The sequence below is a fragment of the Nocardia paucivorans NBRC 100373 genome (genome assembly GCF_000308675.1).
Lineage (GTDB): Bacteria > Actinomycetota > Actinomycetes > Mycobacteriales > Mycobacteriaceae > Nocardia > Nocardia paucivorans.
Genome location: NZ_BAGE01000034.1, coordinates 23,240 through 39,443, shown reverse-complemented (window position 1 = coordinate 39,443; position 16,204 = coordinate 23,240). Strand labels below are relative to the sequence as shown.

14 protein-coding genes are annotated in these 16,204 nt (G+C 68.3%); all 14 read right to left on the bottom strand.

Annotated elements, in window-relative coordinates:
* Positions 1 to 49: 49 nt before the first annotated feature.
* The 14 genes from wag31 to ON32_RS08015 all read right to left on the bottom strand — a co-directional run bounded on the left by wag31 (position 50) and on the right by ON32_RS08015 (position 16,126).
* Positions 50 to 901, bottom strand: coding sequence for a DivIVA-like cell division protein Wag31 (gene wag31, locus ON32_RS08080; RefSeq protein ID WP_040790130.1), 852 nt, complete (start codon positions 899 to 901; stop codon positions 50 to 52).
* Between the two features lie 66 nt (positions 902 to 967).
* Positions 968 to 1,270 carry a YggT family protein gene (locus ON32_RS08075; RefSeq protein ID WP_040790128.1) on the bottom strand — a complete coding sequence of 101 codons (303 nt, stop codon included), beginning with the start codon at positions 1,268 to 1,270 and terminating at the stop codon, positions 968 to 970.
* A gap of 90 nt (positions 1,271 to 1,360) precedes the next feature.
* Entirely contained in the window at positions 1,361 to 2,128 is a 768-nt protein-coding gene (locus ON32_RS08070; protein ID WP_040790125.1) for a cell division protein SepF, read from the bottom strand.
* A 102-nt stretch (positions 2,129 to 2,230) separates the two neighbouring features.
* Entirely contained in the window at positions 2,231 to 2,980 is a 750-nt protein-coding gene (locus ON32_RS08065) for a YggS family pyridoxal phosphate-dependent enzyme (RefSeq protein WP_040790124.1), read from the bottom strand.
* The gene (gene pgeF, locus ON32_RS08060; RefSeq protein WP_040790122.1) at positions 2,977 to 3,702 is read right to left on the bottom strand and encodes a peptidoglycan editing factor PgeF; all 726 of its coding nucleotides are present in this window, start codon (positions 3,700 to 3,702) and stop codon (positions 2,977 to 2,979) included. Before pgeF ends, ON32_RS08065 begins: the two co-directional genes overlap by 4 nt.
* A 253-nt stretch (positions 3,703 to 3,955) precedes the next feature.
* Positions 3,956 to 5,263, bottom strand: coding sequence for a cell division protein FtsZ (gene ftsZ, locus ON32_RS08055; RefSeq protein ID WP_040790120.1), 1,308 nt, complete (start codon positions 5,261 to 5,263; stop codon positions 3,956 to 3,958).
* Positions 5,264 to 5,645: 382 nt separating this feature from the next.
* A complete protein-coding gene (locus ON32_RS08050; RefSeq protein WP_245550873.1) occupies positions 5,646 to 6,338 on the bottom strand; it encodes a cell division protein FtsQ/DivIB in 693 nt (230 codons plus the stop codon).
* 6 nt (positions 6,339 to 6,344) lie between these two features.
* A complete protein-coding gene (gene murC, locus ON32_RS08045) occupies positions 6,345 to 7,856 on the bottom strand; it encodes a UDP-N-acetylmuramate--L-alanine ligase (RefSeq protein WP_051132986.1) in 1,512 nt (503 codons plus the stop codon).
* Positions 7,853 to 9,007: an undecaprenyldiphospho-muramoylpentapeptide beta-N-acetylglucosaminyltransferase gene (gene murG, locus ON32_RS08040; RefSeq protein WP_051132985.1), complete on the bottom strand. Its 1,155-nt coding sequence runs from the start codon at positions 9,005 to 9,007 to the stop codon at positions 7,853 to 7,855. Before murG ends, murC begins: the two co-directional genes overlap by 4 nt.
* A complete protein-coding gene (gene ftsW, locus ON32_RS08035; RefSeq protein WP_040790118.1) occupies positions 9,004 to 10,398 on the bottom strand; it encodes a putative lipid II flippase FtsW in 1,395 nt (464 codons plus the stop codon). Before ftsW ends, murG begins: the two co-directional genes overlap by 4 nt.
* Positions 10,395 to 11,867 carry a UDP-N-acetylmuramoyl-L-alanine--D-glutamate ligase gene (gene murD / locus ON32_RS08030; protein ID WP_040790177.1) on the bottom strand — a complete coding sequence of 491 codons (1,473 nt, stop codon included), beginning with the start codon at positions 11,865 to 11,867 and terminating at the stop codon, positions 10,395 to 10,397. Before murD ends, ftsW begins: the two co-directional genes overlap by 4 nt.
* A gap of 49 nt (positions 11,868 to 11,916) precedes the next feature.
* Complete coding sequence (mraY, locus tag ON32_RS08025) at positions 11,917 to 12,990, bottom strand: phospho-N-acetylmuramoyl-pentapeptide-transferase (RefSeq protein ID WP_040790117.1); 1,074 nt, start codon at positions 12,988 to 12,990, stop codon at positions 11,917 to 11,919.
* Positions 12,987 to 14,525, bottom strand: a complete 1,539-nt coding sequence (locus tag ON32_RS08020; RefSeq protein ID WP_040790116.1) for a UDP-N-acetylmuramoyl-tripeptide--D-alanyl-D-alanine ligase — start codon at positions 14,523 to 14,525, stop codon at positions 12,987 to 12,989. Before ON32_RS08020 ends, mraY begins: the two co-directional genes overlap by 4 nt.
* Positions 14,522 to 16,126: a UDP-N-acetylmuramoyl-L-alanyl-D-glutamate--2,6-diaminopimelate ligase gene (locus ON32_RS08015; RefSeq protein ID WP_373284281.1), complete on the bottom strand. Its 1,605-nt coding sequence runs from the start codon at positions 16,124 to 16,126 to the stop codon at positions 14,522 to 14,524. The genes ON32_RS08020 and ON32_RS08015 overlap by 4 nt, the downstream gene beginning before the upstream one ends.
* Positions 16,127 to 16,204: the final 78 nt, after the last annotated feature.

Here is a 16,204-nt window from a genome sequence, read left to right as displayed (position 1 = left end):
TGACCCCCAGTGGATACCAGGTGGCCCGTTCGCACCTGGTGGTATCGGGCTAGTTGCCACCCTTCGCGAACGACGCGGGCGCGAGACTGTTGGCACCGGTGTCGAAGGCGTCGCCACCCTCCACCGGCACGGCCGGCCCACGATTCTCCAGCTCCTCCAGCTGCGATTCGAGGTAGGACTTCAGACGCACCCGATACTCACGTTCGAAGGTCTTGAGCTGCTCGATCCGGCTCTCCAACACCGTGCGCTGCTGGCTGATGGTCGACATGATCTCGGTGTGCTTGCGCTCGGCATCGGCCTGCAGTGCGTCGGCCTTCTCCTTGGCCTGCCGCAGCTGGTTGTCCGACCGGCTCTGCGCGTCCGACAACATGGCCTCGGACTTCTCCCGGGCATCGGCGATCATCGCCTCGGAGCGGGTGCGCGCCTCGCTGACCATCCGTTCCGAGTTGGCCCGGGCGTTCGCCAGCAGGCTCTCGGCCTCTGCCTTGGCGTCGGTGGTGAGCCGGTCGGCCATCTCCTGGGCCAGGCTCAGCACCTTGGCCGCCTGCAGATTCGCATCGGCAGCGGTATCGGGCGCGGCGCCCGAAACGCCGGGGATGGCGGGTATCGGCTGCGAAGGGGGTGCCGGTATCGGTGCCGGTGGTTTGATCGGCTCCGGTGGAGCCTGCTGAATCGGCTGACTCGGCCCGGTTGCCGGACCGCGGTTGGCCTTGGCATCGGCCAACTCGGCGTCCAGTTCGGCAACGCGCTGGCGTAGGTCGGCGTTCTCCTCGATCAGTCGAGAGAGTTCCTGTTCGACGAGATCCAGGAAGGCGTCGACTTCATCCTCGTTGTAGCCGCGTTTCCCGATCGGCGGTTTGCTGAACGCGACGTTGTGCACATCGGCTGGGGTCAGCGGCATGGAGGGATCCCTTCGCGCGTCTTATGAGACCTAACACTTCTGGCAATGTCTACACGGCCCATTCTGTCACACCGGAGCTACCGACGATCCGAGCCCGCGGACGATCGACATCAGGATGAAGACGATGAAGAGCAGGATCATTATCGACAGATCGAGCCGAATTCCGCCCAGCGACACAGGCGGAATCAACCGCCGGAGCAGTTTCACCGGGGGATCCGTGATCGTGAAGATCACCTCGAGGATGACGACCACGATCCCGCTGGGCCGCCAATCGCGCGCGAAGCTCCGAATGAACTCCACGATCACCCGGCTGATCAGCAACAGCCAGAAGATGAACAGTACGAGGTACAGCACCGCGAACAAGGCCACGACTTCAACTGTGCCCGAAAATCGGCGCGGTGCAAAATGCCCGCGCCGAGTCGAACGGCCCGAGTCCGCGATCTCCTTCGGGACCGGGGGCTATTTCTGGTTGTAGAAGCCGGTTTCCGCGATCCTGCGACGTTCCTCGGCCGAGACGTCCACATCGGCAGGTGAGAGCAGGAACACCTTGGTGGCCACCTTGTCGAACGAGCCACGCAGGGCGAAGGCCAGGCCGGCGGCGAAGTCGACCAACCGTTTGGCATCGGCATTGCTGAGATCCACCAGATCCATGATCACCGGGTTGCCCTCACGGAACCGTTCGCCGATGATCGCGGCCTCACTGTAGTCACGGGGGCGCAGCGTTGTGATCTTGGACAAGGGACCTCCGTCCTCGAAGATCGCGGGACGGCGGGCGGCGACGGGATCGGGACGCACCCGCTCCTCCAGACGCCGCTCCTCGGCTTCGGGATCGACCGCGAGCGCTCCCCGCGTGACTCCGCGCATACCGGCGCCGGAGCGGAAGCGAGTGGAGGAGGCCGCATCGATCCGGGTGGGCCGACGCGGACCCTCGTAGTCGTCGTAGGCGTCACCCGGGTATTCGTCCCGCCGTGGCGGGTAGCCGGACTGATAGGCCGGCTTGTACACCGACTCGCGTTCACGGTAGTCGGGCACATCGTAGCGAGAGTCACCGTATCGGTCACCATAGTCCGACCGGTCGGCGTAATCCTGCCGATCGGCATAGTCGCGGGACCGTCGCACGCTGCGTTCATCCACCCCACGCGGGGTGCGGTCGTCGACATAGTCGTCCTCGTAGTCCTCGAGTGGAACCATGCCGAAATACGCCTTGAACCTGTGCAGCGTGCTCATACGTAGACCTTCCTTCGCCCCGGTGGCGGCCGGGAGTTGAAGTCTTGCTCAGCCCTCGTCGGTCCAGCATATGTGTCGAATGTGACTGATGAGGTTTGTTTGCTAGCCCGAGATTATCGGGCGGGTACCCATCAGAGCGGTACCGACACGCACACAGGTGGAACCGTGCGCGATGGCCGAGTCGAGATCACCCGACATTCCGGCGGACAACTCTGTGGCATCGGGGTGATCGGCGCGCAGCCGGGCATGCAGGTCGGCCAGCCGCGCGAAGGCCTCCTCGGGATCGGCGCCCAATGGCGGGATCGCCATCAAACCGGCCAACCGCAGGGACGACGAACCGGCGATATGCTCCGCCAGCGCGGGCAGGCTCGCGGGCGGTGCGCCCCCGCGCTCCGGATCGGCGTCGAGACTGACCTGGATCAGCACCCGCAGCGCGGTCGTGCGTTCCCCGTTCTCCAACGCAGCCGTGGCGCCCCGCTCCAAGGCGGTTGCCAGACGTTCGCTGTCGACCGAGTGCACGGTATCGGCCCACCGTGCGACCTGGCGGGCCTTGTTGCGCTGCAACCGACCGATCAGGTGCCAGCGGATATCCGGCAAACCGGCCAGGGTCTCGGCCTTCGCACCGGCCTCCTGAGCCCTGGACTCCCCGAACTCCCGCCGGCCGAGACGGTGGTACAGCAGCTCGATATCGGAGGCCGGGAAGTACTTGGTCACCGGCAGCAACCGCACCGTGGCCGGATCTCGACCGGCCGCGGCGCAGGCCGCGTCGATGCGGGCGAGCAGCGCGCGGAGATTGGCCTCGAGCTCGGCGGCCCGCACCTCGGGGTCGGCGGTGGTGACGGATCGGTTCATGCGGCCTGCATCCAGATCACACTCGCGAACCGGCCGGTCGGCGCACCCCGGCGATGACTGAACAGGGTCGGATCGGAGATGGTGCACCGGGGGTCCTCCGCGATCGCGCCGACCCCGGCGTCGAGTAGTTGCCGACGGATTCCGGCCCGGATGTCCAGGCCCGGGGTACCGCGCACCGTGGTGGTGGCGCTCCCGGGCAGATGACGTTCGACATCGGCGCGCATCTGCGCCGGCACCTCGTAGTGCTGCCCACTCGCGGCCGGACCGAGCAAAGCGCCGATACGTTCCGGTCGGGCGCCGACGGAGATCATGGTGTCCAGAACCCGCGGCACGATACCGATCCGGGCGCCCACCCGTCCGGCGTGTACGGCGGCGATCACGCCGGCCGTGTCGTCGGAGAGCAGTATCGGAACACAGTCGGCGGTGAGCACCGCCAACGCCAACCCGGGGACCGTGGTGACCAGCGCGTCGGTCGCCGGGACAGGGTCGAGACGGGGGCCGTCGACGATTTCCACCGTGCGGCCGTGGATCTGTTCCATCCAGATCAGGTGATCGTTGGGCAGACCGATGGTCTCGGCGAGTCGAGCGCGATTGCGCCGCACCGCCTCCGGGTCGTCCCCGACGTGGTCACCGAGGTTGAACGAATCGTAGGGCGGCGCGGAGCAGCCGCCGGCGCGGGTGGTCACCACCCGCCGGACCGCGAGTACCGGTACCGATGTCATGACACCGAGCCTAGTCGGCGGAACCGGGAGACAACTCGTCGCCGAACCCGAACCCGACCGTAGGAAAGTGGGTTCGAGCCGAGGACGGAGTCCGCCGCACCTCGACCCGCGATGTGGTGTGTGCAGCCGTTTCATCCGCGATCGGCACGCGGTCGCAGACGATACGGACCGGCCGCGGGCGAGAACACGGTGAGTGCGAAACCACAGCCCTCACCACCGATTCGCGTCGGGCCCCGGTTCCGGTCCCGAACGGTCAGCGGCGCATGAACGACGGAACGTCGACATCGTCGTCGTCATCGTCGTCGTTGGGATCGGGCGGCTGGATATGAGCCCGGGTATTGTGCGTGACCGTCGGATCGACCGGCGGGCGCATCCGTTCCGGCTCGCGGTAATTGGGAGCGGGCCCCCGGGCGATACCGGAAGCGATATCGGTCGAACGGGCGGTCGACAATTCATCGTCGCGAACGGATGACGTTTCGGTGCTGCGGCCGATTCCCAATTCGGGAGCGCGCGCGTGCCCCACCTCGGCCTGCCGACCCGCCCCGAGTTCTCCGGCCCGACCGCCACCGACCGCGCCGCGCGCGGTGGCGGCGTCGAAGGTGCGCCGGGCCGGGCCGCCGCCGTCGAAACCGGCGGCGATCACTGTGACCCGCACCTCGTCACCGAGCGAATCGTCGATCACGGTGCCGAAGATGATGTTGGCCTCGATGTGTGCGGCCTCCTGCACCAACGATGCCGCCTCGTTGATCTCGAACAGGCCCAGATCCGAACCACCCGCGATCGACAACAACACCCCGTGCGCGCCGTCCATGGAGGCCTCCAGCAGCGGTGAATTGATCGCCGCCTCGGCGGCCTTCACCGAACGACCCTCGCCCCGCGCCGAACCGATACCCATCAAAGCGCTACCCGCACCGGACATCACGCTCTTGACGTCGGCGAAGTCGACATTGATCAGACCCGGCGTGGTGATGAGATCGGTAATGCCCTGAACACCGTTGAGCAGCACCTCGTCGGCGGAGCGGAAGGCGTCCATGAGGCTCACCGCGGCATCGCCGAGCTGGAGTAGTCGGTCGTTCGGAATGACGATCAGGGTGTCGCAGGATTCGCGCAGCAGGTTGATGCCCACCTCGGCCTGATTGCCACGGCGTTTGCCCTCGAAGGAGAACGGCCGGGTCACCACACCGATGGTCAGCGCGCCCAACTTGCGCGCGATACTCGCCACAACCGGGGCGCCACCGGTACCGGTGCCGCCGCCCTCACCGGCGGTCACGAAGACCATATCGGCGCCCTTGAGCACCTCTTCGATCTCGTCCTTGTGGTCCTCGGCGGCCTTGCGTCCGACCTCCGGGTCGGCGCCTGCGCCCAGCCCTCGGGTGAGTTCGCGCCCCACATCGAGTTTGACGTCGGCGTCACTCATCAGCAGCGCCTGGGCATCGGTATTGACGGCGATGAACTCGACTCCCTTGAGTCCCTGTTCGATCATTCGGTTGACGGCGTTCACGCCGCCGCCGCCGATACCGACGACCTTGATCACTGCAAGGTAGTTGTGCGGGGGCGTCATGGGCGCTCGCCTTCCTTCGATCCAAAGCCTGTCGTTTTCGGATGCCCGGTACCGGGCCGCGTCAAGTGGGCACCGGGTCCCAGCGATCCGCGTTTCGGGCAAACCCTAAGCCTCAACCATAGGGTTGGCGTTATGTCAAGTATCCGACTGGTGCGGAACGCTATTCGCCACCGTCGCGATCCGCTCGCAGGCGCGCCGAGGTGAGAACCAGAATCTTGGTTGAACTCCCTCGTACCGACGCACCGGATACCGCATCGCGAACGGTAGCGCCCCGGCGAAGGCGCACATCGTGGCACCCCTCCCGCACCGACACCGCCTACCCGTTCGACAACCGCCGCACACGATGCGTACGCACCGTCGAAGCGGGCATGGTGGGTAGCGTTCATCTTACCGTGACCAGACTGGGACTCGAGACATCGAACACGGTCCCCTCGCGCGTCAACAACGGCATTACCACCGCCGATTTGCGTTCGGCGTCCGCGCTGCTCCCCCACAGTACCGCGCGGCCGTCGCGCAGGGTCAGCGAAATATCCGACAACGACCGGGCAATCACCTCGTCGACCTGAATTTCCAGCGCGGGCGGTAATGCGGTCGCCACCTCGACGGCGGCCCGGGTGAGCGGATCGTCCATACCGGGATGCTCGGTGCGCAACCGCGGCACCCCGATCGGCGCCGACTCGATCGCGTACTCCACCCCGTCGGCATCCAACAGATGGGCCTCCTGCGGATCGCCGTAGTACAGCACCGGCGTTCGCTCCTGCACCGTCACCTGCACCGTGGCCGGCAGTGATCGCCGCACCCGCACCGACCGCACCTTCGGAATCTCCGACACCCGCGTGGCCATGGCCGCGGTATCGATGCGCAGGATCGACAACCCATCGGGGATTGCGAGCAACTCGCGGACCTGTTCCTCGGGAACCGCGGACACTCCTTCGATACGCACCTCGCGGACCGCCAGCATCGGGGTGAACCAGGCGATGGCGCCCAAGGCCACCAGTACGCCCACGATCGGCACCGCCCACCGGCGAATCCGACGCCAATCGCCCACACCGGAGAGTTCGGCCCCGAACCGCACTCCCGCTCACCGCCCGTACTGCGGACGGGTGCGTAGTCCGTCGAGGATCTGCGAACCGAGCATCGTCACATCGCCCGCTCCCATGGTGATCACCACATCGCCCGGCCGGGCCAGGCCCGCGACCTGCCGACCGACCCGCGACATATCCGGTTGGTAGTGCACGGGTTTGCCGACCGACTGGGCGACCAGGGCACCGTTCACACCCGGCAGCGGTTCCTCTCGGGCCCCGTAGACATCGAGCACCACCACCTCGTCGGCGAGATCGAGCGCAGACCCGAACTCCGCGGCGAAAGTCGCGGTGCGGCTGTACAGATGCGGTTGGAAGACCACGAGCACCCGGCCCTGTCGGGATCTGGCACCGTCGGCGGCCTCCTGCCGGACCAGTTCGGCGGCGGCGCCGAGCACGGCACGCACCTCCGTCGGATGGTGGGCGTAATCGTCGAAGACCCGCACCCCGTTCTCCCGACCGACGAACTGGAACCGGCGATGCACCCCGCCGAAACCCTCCAGCCCTTGGACGATCTCGTCCACATCCGCGCCCGCCGCCCGCGCGGCCAGCAGGGCCGCCAGGGCGTTGAGGGCCATATGTCGGCCGGGCACCGACAACCGGAGCGTGCGCGGCGCGGACTCGCCGGTCAACTGGAACTGGGCCAAACCGCCGACATCCCGCGGTTCCCAGCTGTGCAGCCGCACCCCCATCGGAACCGGGGCCTCGGCCGGATCACCGGAGCCGTAGCCGAGCACCTGCACGCCACGGGCGGCCAGCCGGTCGCCGACCCGTCGGGCCAATGCCGCGGCCCCCGGATCGTCCAGACACACCACCAGCAGACCACCGGGTCCCAGTCGATCCGCGAAATCGTCGAAGACCTGGACGTAGGCCTCGGCGGAACCGAAGAAGTCCAGGTGGTCGGATTCGATATTGGTGACCACGGCGACATCCGGGGTGTACTGCAGTAGCGACCCGTCGCTCTCATCGGCCTCGGCGACGAAGATATCGCCGTTACCGTGATGGGCGTTGGTGCCCGCCTCGTTGAGTTCACCGCCCACCGCGAACGACGGGTCCAGTCCGCAGTGCTGTAGCGAGACGATCAGCATCGATGTGGTCGACGTCTTACCGTGGGTGCCCGATACCAGCAGGGTGCGGTGGCCGTTCATCAGCGCGGCCAGAACGGTGGGCCGCAGCAGCACCGGTATGTCCCGCCGACGGGCCTCCACCAGTTCGGGATTCGTCTTGGGAATGGCGGCGTAGGTGGTGACCACCGCGGTCGGGCCGCCGGGCAGCAGGTCCAGCGCGCCGGCATCGTGGCCGATCCGCACCTGGGCACCACGGGCGCGCAGGGCCAATACGCCTCGGCTCTCCTTGGCGTCGGACCCGGAGACCGAACCGCCGCGCGACAGCAGAATCCGGGCGATCCCGGACATACCCGCCCCGCCGATACCGACCATATGGACCCGCTCCAGCTCCGACGGCAGCGCCGAACGGTCGACGGCCGCGGAAACCGGATACTCCTCCGTCATCGGCCCGCCACCTCCAGCACGATCCGCGCCACCGTATCGGCGGCGTCCCGATGGCCGGCATGCGCCGCGGCGCGCCCCATCTCCTGCACTCGTGCCGGGTCCATGAGCAGCGGTATCACCTCATCGATCACGTATTTCGGGGACATTTCCGAATCCGGCACAATTCTGCCACCCCCCTGGGCCACCACGGGCCGGGCATTGAGTTCCTGTTCGCCGTTTCCATGGGGAAGGGGGACATACACCGCGGGCAGTCCGACCGCCGACACCTCGGCGACCGTCATCGCCCCGGACCGGCAGACCACCGCATCGGCGGCAGCGTAGGCCAAATCCATCCGAGACAGGTAGGGCACCGCTACATACGGCGCGTCGGGCGAGTCGGCGCCGGAGATGTCGAGGGTGTTCTTGGGGCCGTGCGCGTGCAGCACGGAGATCCCGGCCGCCGCCAACTGCGGCGCCGCGCCGGATACGGCTTCGTTGAGCGAGCGCGCCCCCTGCGAGCCGCCGAACACCAGCAGCACCGGCCCCTCGGCGGGCAGCCCGAAATGCGCGCGCGCCTCGGCGCGCAGCGCGGCCCGGTCGAGCGAGGTGATGGCCGACCGCACCGGAATGCCCACGACATCCGCGGCCAGCCCGGAATCGGGTACGGCCGCCAATACCCGCGCCGCCCGGCGCGCGCCCACCTTGTTGGCGATACCGGCCTTGGCATTGGCCTCGTGCACCACCACCGGAACCGCGCTCCGCCGCCGGAACAATCCCTTACCCGCCGCCAGATAGGCGGGCAGCGCCACATAACCGCCGAAACCGACGATCACATCGGCCTGCACGGTATCGATGATCTCCCGAGTGCGGGCCACCGACGCCCGGACCCGACCGGGCAACCGCAGCAGGTCCATGGTCGGTTTCCGGGGCAGCGGGACCGGCGGGACCAGCTCCAGCGGGTAGCCGCGCTCGGGTACCAGTCGGGTTTCCAACCCGCGGGCGGTGCCCAGGGCGGTCACCCGGATCGAGGGATCCATCCGGCGCAACGCGTCGGCCACGGCCAACGCGGGTTCGATATGGCCGGCGGTACCACCGCCGGCGACGATCACCGACAGCCCCGAACCCTCCGCCCCGGTGGCCGAGTTCTCGTTCGTGGACCGGTTTACGCTCACCTGGATCTTCCTCGTTCTCGTGCGTGTGTCACCGGGTAGCTGGGTTCCCAGGCCCGGGTGGTACGGAGCGCGCGGGTTCCGTGACCACTCGTCTCGGGCCGCGCGCGACCCCGGTCGCCACTTCGGATTCGGGCCGACCGGGTGGGGGCGGAATGGGCCCGCCCCGGGGAGTACACCTCCGGCTGCGGCAACCGCAGCAGCCGGCTGACCCGCCCGTCCCGGCCGGCGTGCAGGGCGGCGACGGCCTCCGGTTCGTGTCGGGCGGCATTGGCGATGATGCCGAACATCAGCAGGGTGATCGCCAGCGACGAACCACCCGCCGAAACCAGTGGCAGCTGCAATCCGGTCACCGGCAGCAGCCCCACCACATAGCCGATATTGATCAGCGCCTGCCCGGCGATCCAGGTCGTGGCCGTCGCGGTGAGCAACCGCAGGAACGGATCGACCGAGCGGGCCGCGATCCGGAGCCCGGTGTAGACGAACAGCGCGAACAGGCCGAGGACCAGTGCGCAGCCGAGGAACCCGAGCTCCTCGCCGATGATGGCGAAGATGAAGTCGTTGTGTGAGTTGGGCAGATAGCTCCACTTGGCCCGGCTCTGCCCCAATCCTCGTCCCCAGATACCGCCGTCGGCGAGCGAGTACATGGCCTGCCGGGCCTGATAGTTGATGCCCTGCGGATCGTCGCCGGGGTTGAAGAACGCGCGCATCCGGTCGGACCGATAACCGGCCGACAGGGCGAGCAGACCGGCGGCGACGAGACCGGCCACCGCCATGGTGATGAACAGCCGCACCGGCACCCCGCCGAACCACAGCAGGGCGGCGAGCACGATACCCACCGCGATGGTGGTCGACAGATTGGGCTGCAACACGATGAGCAGGCAGACCAGCAGACCGGCCGGCACCAACGGCACCATCAGATCCTTGAGACCGGCGTGTTCGGCGCGGCGCGAGACCAGCAGATGTGCGCCCCACACCACGAAGGTCACCTTGACGACCTCCGACGGCTGCACCGAGAACAGCCCCAGATCGAGCCAGCGCCGCGCGCCGTTGACCCGGCTGCCGATCCCGGGAATCAACACCAGCACCAGCAGCAGCACCGAGACCGCGAACAACGGGAAGGACAGCTGCCGCAGCCGGCGCACCGGAATCCGCAGCGCGAGGTAGAACAGCACCACCCCGACCACGGCGTACAGCGTCTGCTGGATGAACAGCGAATAGGCCGAGCCCCCATCGGCGTAGGACTCCACGCTGGAAGCCGACAGCACCATTACCAGCCCCAACACGGTCAGCAGGGTGGCGATGGTCACCACCAGATGAAACGACGCCAACGGCCGCGCCAACCAGGCCCCGAAACGGCCCAGCTGCGGGTGCCGGGCACCGGACGAGCTCATAGCCGCCGCCCGATATCCCCGTCCTCCAGGGCCTCCACCGCGGTGACGAAGCTACGGCCCCGATGGCTGTAGCCGTCGAACATGTCCAGCGACGCCGCGGCGGGCGCCAACAGCACGGTGTCGCCGGGACCGGCGAACGCCGCCGCCTCCCGGACGGCACGCGCCATCACGATCTCGGCGATATTCGGTTCGGCGTCGCCGGTTTCCCCGGCCGCCCGTTGCAACAGTGCCTGCCCCATGAACGCATCGTCCCCCGCGTCCAACTGGACCACGGGGACCTCCGGTGCGTGTCGCGCCAACGCTTCCGCGATCACCGGCGCGTCGGCGCCGATGAGCACGGCGGCCACCAACCGGTCGGCCACCTCTTCCACCAGGTCGTCCACGCTCGCGCCCTTGAGCTGACCACCGGCCAGCCAGACCACCTGCTGATGCGCCAGGATCGACGAGAGGGCCGCATGCGGGTTGGTGGCCTTGGAGTCATCGATGAACTCGACCCCGCCCAGTTCCCGCACCAGGGCCGCGCGATGCGGACCCACCTTGTGTTCGACCAGGCCCTCCCGCACGAACTGCGGCGCCACATCGATGGCGCGGGTCAGCGCCGCGGCTGCCAGCGCATCGGCGACACCGGCCGGTCCGGGCGGGCTGATCTCCTTGGTCTCGGCCAGGATTGCGGCCTTGGTGAAGGCACGGTCGAGCAGTTTGCCGTCCACGACACCCAGTTCCCCGTCGGCGGGTACCCCGACCCGGAATCCGACAGTGCGGCGAGCCTTGGAGCGACGGGCCAATGCGGCGGCGACGGGATCGTCCAATCCCACGATGCCGACCCGGCCGAGCAGCGCCCGTCCCTTCGCGGCCGCGTAGGCGTCCAGACCGCCGTGCCAGTCCAGATGGTCCTCGGCCACATTGAGCACCACCCCGGCCTCCGGCCGTACCGACGGCGCCCAGTGCAGTTGGAACGAGGACAGTTCCACCGCCAACACCTGCGGTCCGGGGGTGCGGCGCAGCGCGTCCAGGATGGGCAGCCCGATATTGCCGCACGCGACACTGGGAATACCCGCAGCCCGCAGGATCGAGTACACCATCGATGTGGTGGTGGTTTTACCGTTGGTGCCGGTCACCACCAGCCATTTGCGGGCCGGACCGTAGATCCGGGCCTGATCCACCCACCAGGCGAACTCCACATCGCCCCAGACGGGAATGCCCTCGGCGACCGCCGATGCCAGCACCGGCGAATCCGGACGCCACCCCGGGCTGGTGATCACCAATGCGAACCGCGACCAGTCGCTGTCCTCCAACTGCGTGCTCGTGGCCACTTCCAGTCCCAGTTCGGCGGCCTCGGCCAATGCCGTGGCGCCGTTGTCGGTGACCACCGGACGGGCGCCGATATCGCGCAGAGGTTCGACCAGCGACTGTCCCGAGATCCCCCACCCGGCGACCAGCACATCGCGGCCCCGCAGGAATTCCAGCATGGGTCCCGGGGAGCGCAGGGCCCGCGGAGAATATTCCACCATTGTCAGTTCACCCGACCGCCGAGAGATATTCGCTGTAGAACAGGCCCAGACCGACCGCCGACGCCATGGCGGCCAACAGCCAGAACCTGATGATCACCGTTGTCTCCGCCCATTTACTGAGCTCGAAATGGTGATGGAACGGCGCCATCTTGAACAACCGGTTGCGCGTGGTGCGGAACACCGCCACCTGCAGCACCACCGAGGCGGCCTCGGCCACGAACAGCGCGCCCATCACGATCATCAGCAGCTCGGTGCGGGTGGTGATGGACAGGCCCGCGATCAGACCGCCCAGGGCCAACGAACCGGTATCGCCCATGAAGATCTTGGCGGGCGCGGCATTCCACCACAGGAAGCCGATACAGGCCGCCGTGCCCGCGGCACAGACCAATGCCAGGTCCAGCGGATCGCGCACGTTGTAGCAGCCGGTCTCCGGTTTGGTCTCGCAGGCGTGGTAGTACTGCCAGAACGTGATGATCACATAGCCGCCCAGCACCAGACTCATGGAGCCGGCGGCCAATCCGTCCAATCCGTCGGTGAGGTTCACCGCGTTCGACCAGGCGACCACGACCAGGCACACGAACGCCAGGAACACGATCACACCCATGGAGACGGTGTTGATATCGCGCACATAGGACAGCTGCCGGCTGGCCGGGGTGAGCCCACCGTTGGAGAACTGCAGGGCAAGGACACCGAAGGCCACCGCCGCGGAGATCTGGCCGATGTACTTGCCGGCGGCGGTGAGACCGAGGTTGCGACCCTTGCGGATCTTGATGAAGTCATCGATGAACCCGACCCCGCCCAAAGCGGTGGCCAGTCCGAGGACCAGCAGCGCCGACGCGGTCGGCCCCTCGGCGTCATAGCCGATACCGATCAGGTGCGAGCCGAGGTAGCCGGCCCACATACCGATGAGGATGGCCACACCGCCCATGGTCGGTGTGCCGCGTTTGGACTGATGGCTGGCCGGACCGTCGACCCGGATCTCCTGCCCGAAGCCCTGTCGGGCGAATATCCGGATCAGCAGCGGGGTCAACATGATCGACACCGCCAGCGCGATCGCCGCCGCGAACAAGATCTGCCTCACCGCACTGCCTCCGTACTACCCTGGCCCGAGACCTGGTGAGGGTCACCGGCCCGCTGCCGGCCGTCGGCGGCCAGCAAGTACTCTGCCACGGCCCACAGTCCGATCGACTGCGAGGCCTTGACCAAAACCACATCGCCCGCCTCGACTTCGGTGTCGAGCAGTGCGATCGCCGCATCGATATCGGGGACGAGGACCGATTCCTCGCCCCAGGAGCCTTCCATGACCGCGCCCTGGTGCATGCCCCGGGAGGGTCGTCCCGTACCGACCACGACCAGCCGGTCGACGTCCAGCCGGACCGCCAGCCGACCGATGCGATCGTGTTCGATCACCGATTCCTCACCGAGTTCGGCCATCTCGCCGAGAACCGCCCAACTGCGCCGCGGACGCTCACTCGCGCGGGCCATGGTGACCAACGCCTTGAGCGCAGCCCGCGTGGAATCGGGGTTGGCGTTGTAGGAGTCGTTGATGACCGTGACCCCACGCTCGGTGGTCCGCACGTCCATCCGCCGTGCCGATACGGCCTTGGCGTCGGAGAGAGCGGCGGCGACGGTGTCGAGATCGGCGCCGCATTCCAGGGCCACCGCGGCCGCGGCCAAGGCGTTTCCGACCTGATGCTCACCGTGCACGGCCAACCGGACCTCGGTGCTGCCGTGTGGGGTGTGCAGGACGAATACGGCCCGCGCCTGTTCGTCGAGGGTGATATCGGTGGCCCGGATATCCGCGTCGGCGCTGCACCCAACGGTGACCACGCGGGCCGCGGTGCGCTCGCGCATGGCCGCCACCCGCGGATCGTCGGCGTTGAGGACGGCCAGACCGGTGGCCGGCAATGCCTCGACGAGTTCTCCCTTGGCCTGCGCAATCGCCTCCCGGCCGCCGAATTCGCCCAGGTGGGCGGTGCCGACATTGAGCACCACTCCGATACTCGGCGGCGCCACCCGGGCCAGGGCGGCGATATGGCCGGCGCCGCGCGCGGACAGTTCCAGCACCAGGAACCGGGTCTCGGCGTCGGCGCGCAATGCGGTCCACGGATGACCCAGTTCGTTGTTGAAGGAGCCCGGCGGCGCAACCACCGACCCCAATGGGGCCAGCACCGCCGACAACAGGTCTTTGGTCGAGGTCTTCCCGGAGGAACCGGTGACCCCGACGACGGTCAACCCGCCCGCGGCGACCAACCGCCGCACACTGGTCTCGGCCAATGCGGCCAGCGCGGTGAGTACCGCGGCACCGGAACCGTCGGAATCATGGGCCAGCGCGAGGGAGCCCGGCGGCAGCGCACCGGGCGTGGGAGAGACCACGATGGCGGGCACCCCCACCGGTCGGGCGGCCAGCACCGCCACCGCGCCCGCCGCGATCGCCGCGGCCGCGTAGTCGTGGCCGTCGGCGTGCTCGCCCGGCAGGGCGAGGAACAACCCCCCGGGACCGATACGGCGCGAATCGAATTCGACCGTCCCGGTCACCCGCACCTCCGGGTCGTCGACGTCGTGCAGCTCACCGCCCACGGCGTCGGCGATGTCCCGCAGTGTCATGTCGATCATGGAACCGTCAAGTCCTCCGCATTCGTGCTCTGCGGACCGTCCTGTCGTAATGCCTCGATCGCCGCCGCGAGCACTTCGCGATCGTCGAACGGATATTTCACGCCCTGGATCTCCTGCCCTACTTCGTGTCCCTTACCGGCGACCAACACCACATCGCCGGGTCGCGCCCACCGAACCGCGGCCTCGATGGCGGCGGCTCGATCGCCGATATCGCGTACCTCACCGCGCTGGCTCTCGGGGATATTCGCCGCGCCCGCGCACAGCGCGGCGCGAATGGCGGCCGGGTCCTCGCTCCGAGGGTTGTCGTCGGTGACGATCAGCAGATCGGCGCCACGCGCCGCCGCCGCACCCATCAGACCACGTTTCCCGGCATCCCGATCGCCACCCGCGCCGACCACCACCGCCAACCGACCACCGGAGCCCGCCGCGGCCAGATGCCCGCGGAGCGTGGCGATCACCGACTCCAGAGCGGCGGGTTTGTGCGCGTAGTCGACCAGTGCGAGGAACTGTTGACCGCGCTCCACTCGCTGCATCCGCCCCGGCACGTCCACCGTCGCCAGCGCGGGCGCCGCGATCTGCGGCTCGACCCCCGCAGCCGCGCAGACCGCCACTGCCAACAGTCCGTTGGCGACGTTGTAATCGCCGGGCAGACGCAGCCGGACCACCACCTCACCGTCGGGACCGGATGCGGTGAACTCCTGCTCCCCGTCGTGCGGCCGGGCGGGCACGGCCGGCGTCCAGTCGGCCTCGTCGGTGGTGGTGGCGACGCGGATCGGATCGGCCAATTCGTCGGCCAGACGCCGTCCCCACGCGTCGTCGACACAGACCACGGCGGTGCGCGCGGCGACCGGCGAACCGGCTTCGAACAGCCGGCGCTTGGCCGCGAAATAGTCCTCGAAATCGGCGTGGAAGTCCAAATGGTCCTGCGACAGATTGGTGAAGGCCCCCACGGCGAACCGCACCCCGTCGACCCGCCCCAATGCCAGCGCGTGACTGGACACCTCCATGACCACCGCGTCCACCCCCTGCTCCACCATCAGCGCGAACATGGCGTGCAGTTGCGGCGCTTCCGGGGTGGTCAGAGCACTCGGCACCCGGCGCCCCCCGATGCGGGTCTCGATGGTGCCGATCAGCGCGGTGGACAGACCGGCGGCGGCCAATCCGGCCTCCACCAGATAGGAGGTGGTGGTCTTACCGGAGGTGCCGGTGATGCCGATGATGCGCAACCGTTGCGACGGGTTGCCGTAGACGGCCGCCGACAGTTCCCCGAGCACCGCCCGCGGGTGCGACCGCACCAGTACCGGCACGGACAACTCACCGGCCAACTCGGCGCCTTCGGCGTCGGTGAGCACCGCCACCGCACCGCGCTCCACCGCGGCCCGAGCGAATCGGGCGCCGTGCGCGCGGGAACCCGGCAATGCGACGAACAGGTCACCGGGCAGAACCGCGTCGGAGCGCTGTTCGATACCGGTGACCACGAGATCGGCGGGGACGTCCTGCCGCGGCTGCGCGGCGATCAGTTCCAGCAGGTCGGACAGCGGCGTCGACGGCGGCCGGGCCGGCCGGAGCGCGTGCTGGCTGGACTGCGCGGGCACAGGGATCCTCTCTGCGTTGGTTGTGGAACGCGTACACGGACGACGAGTCAGGTTACCGACGCCGGGTCTCGGAGCCGAACGCGG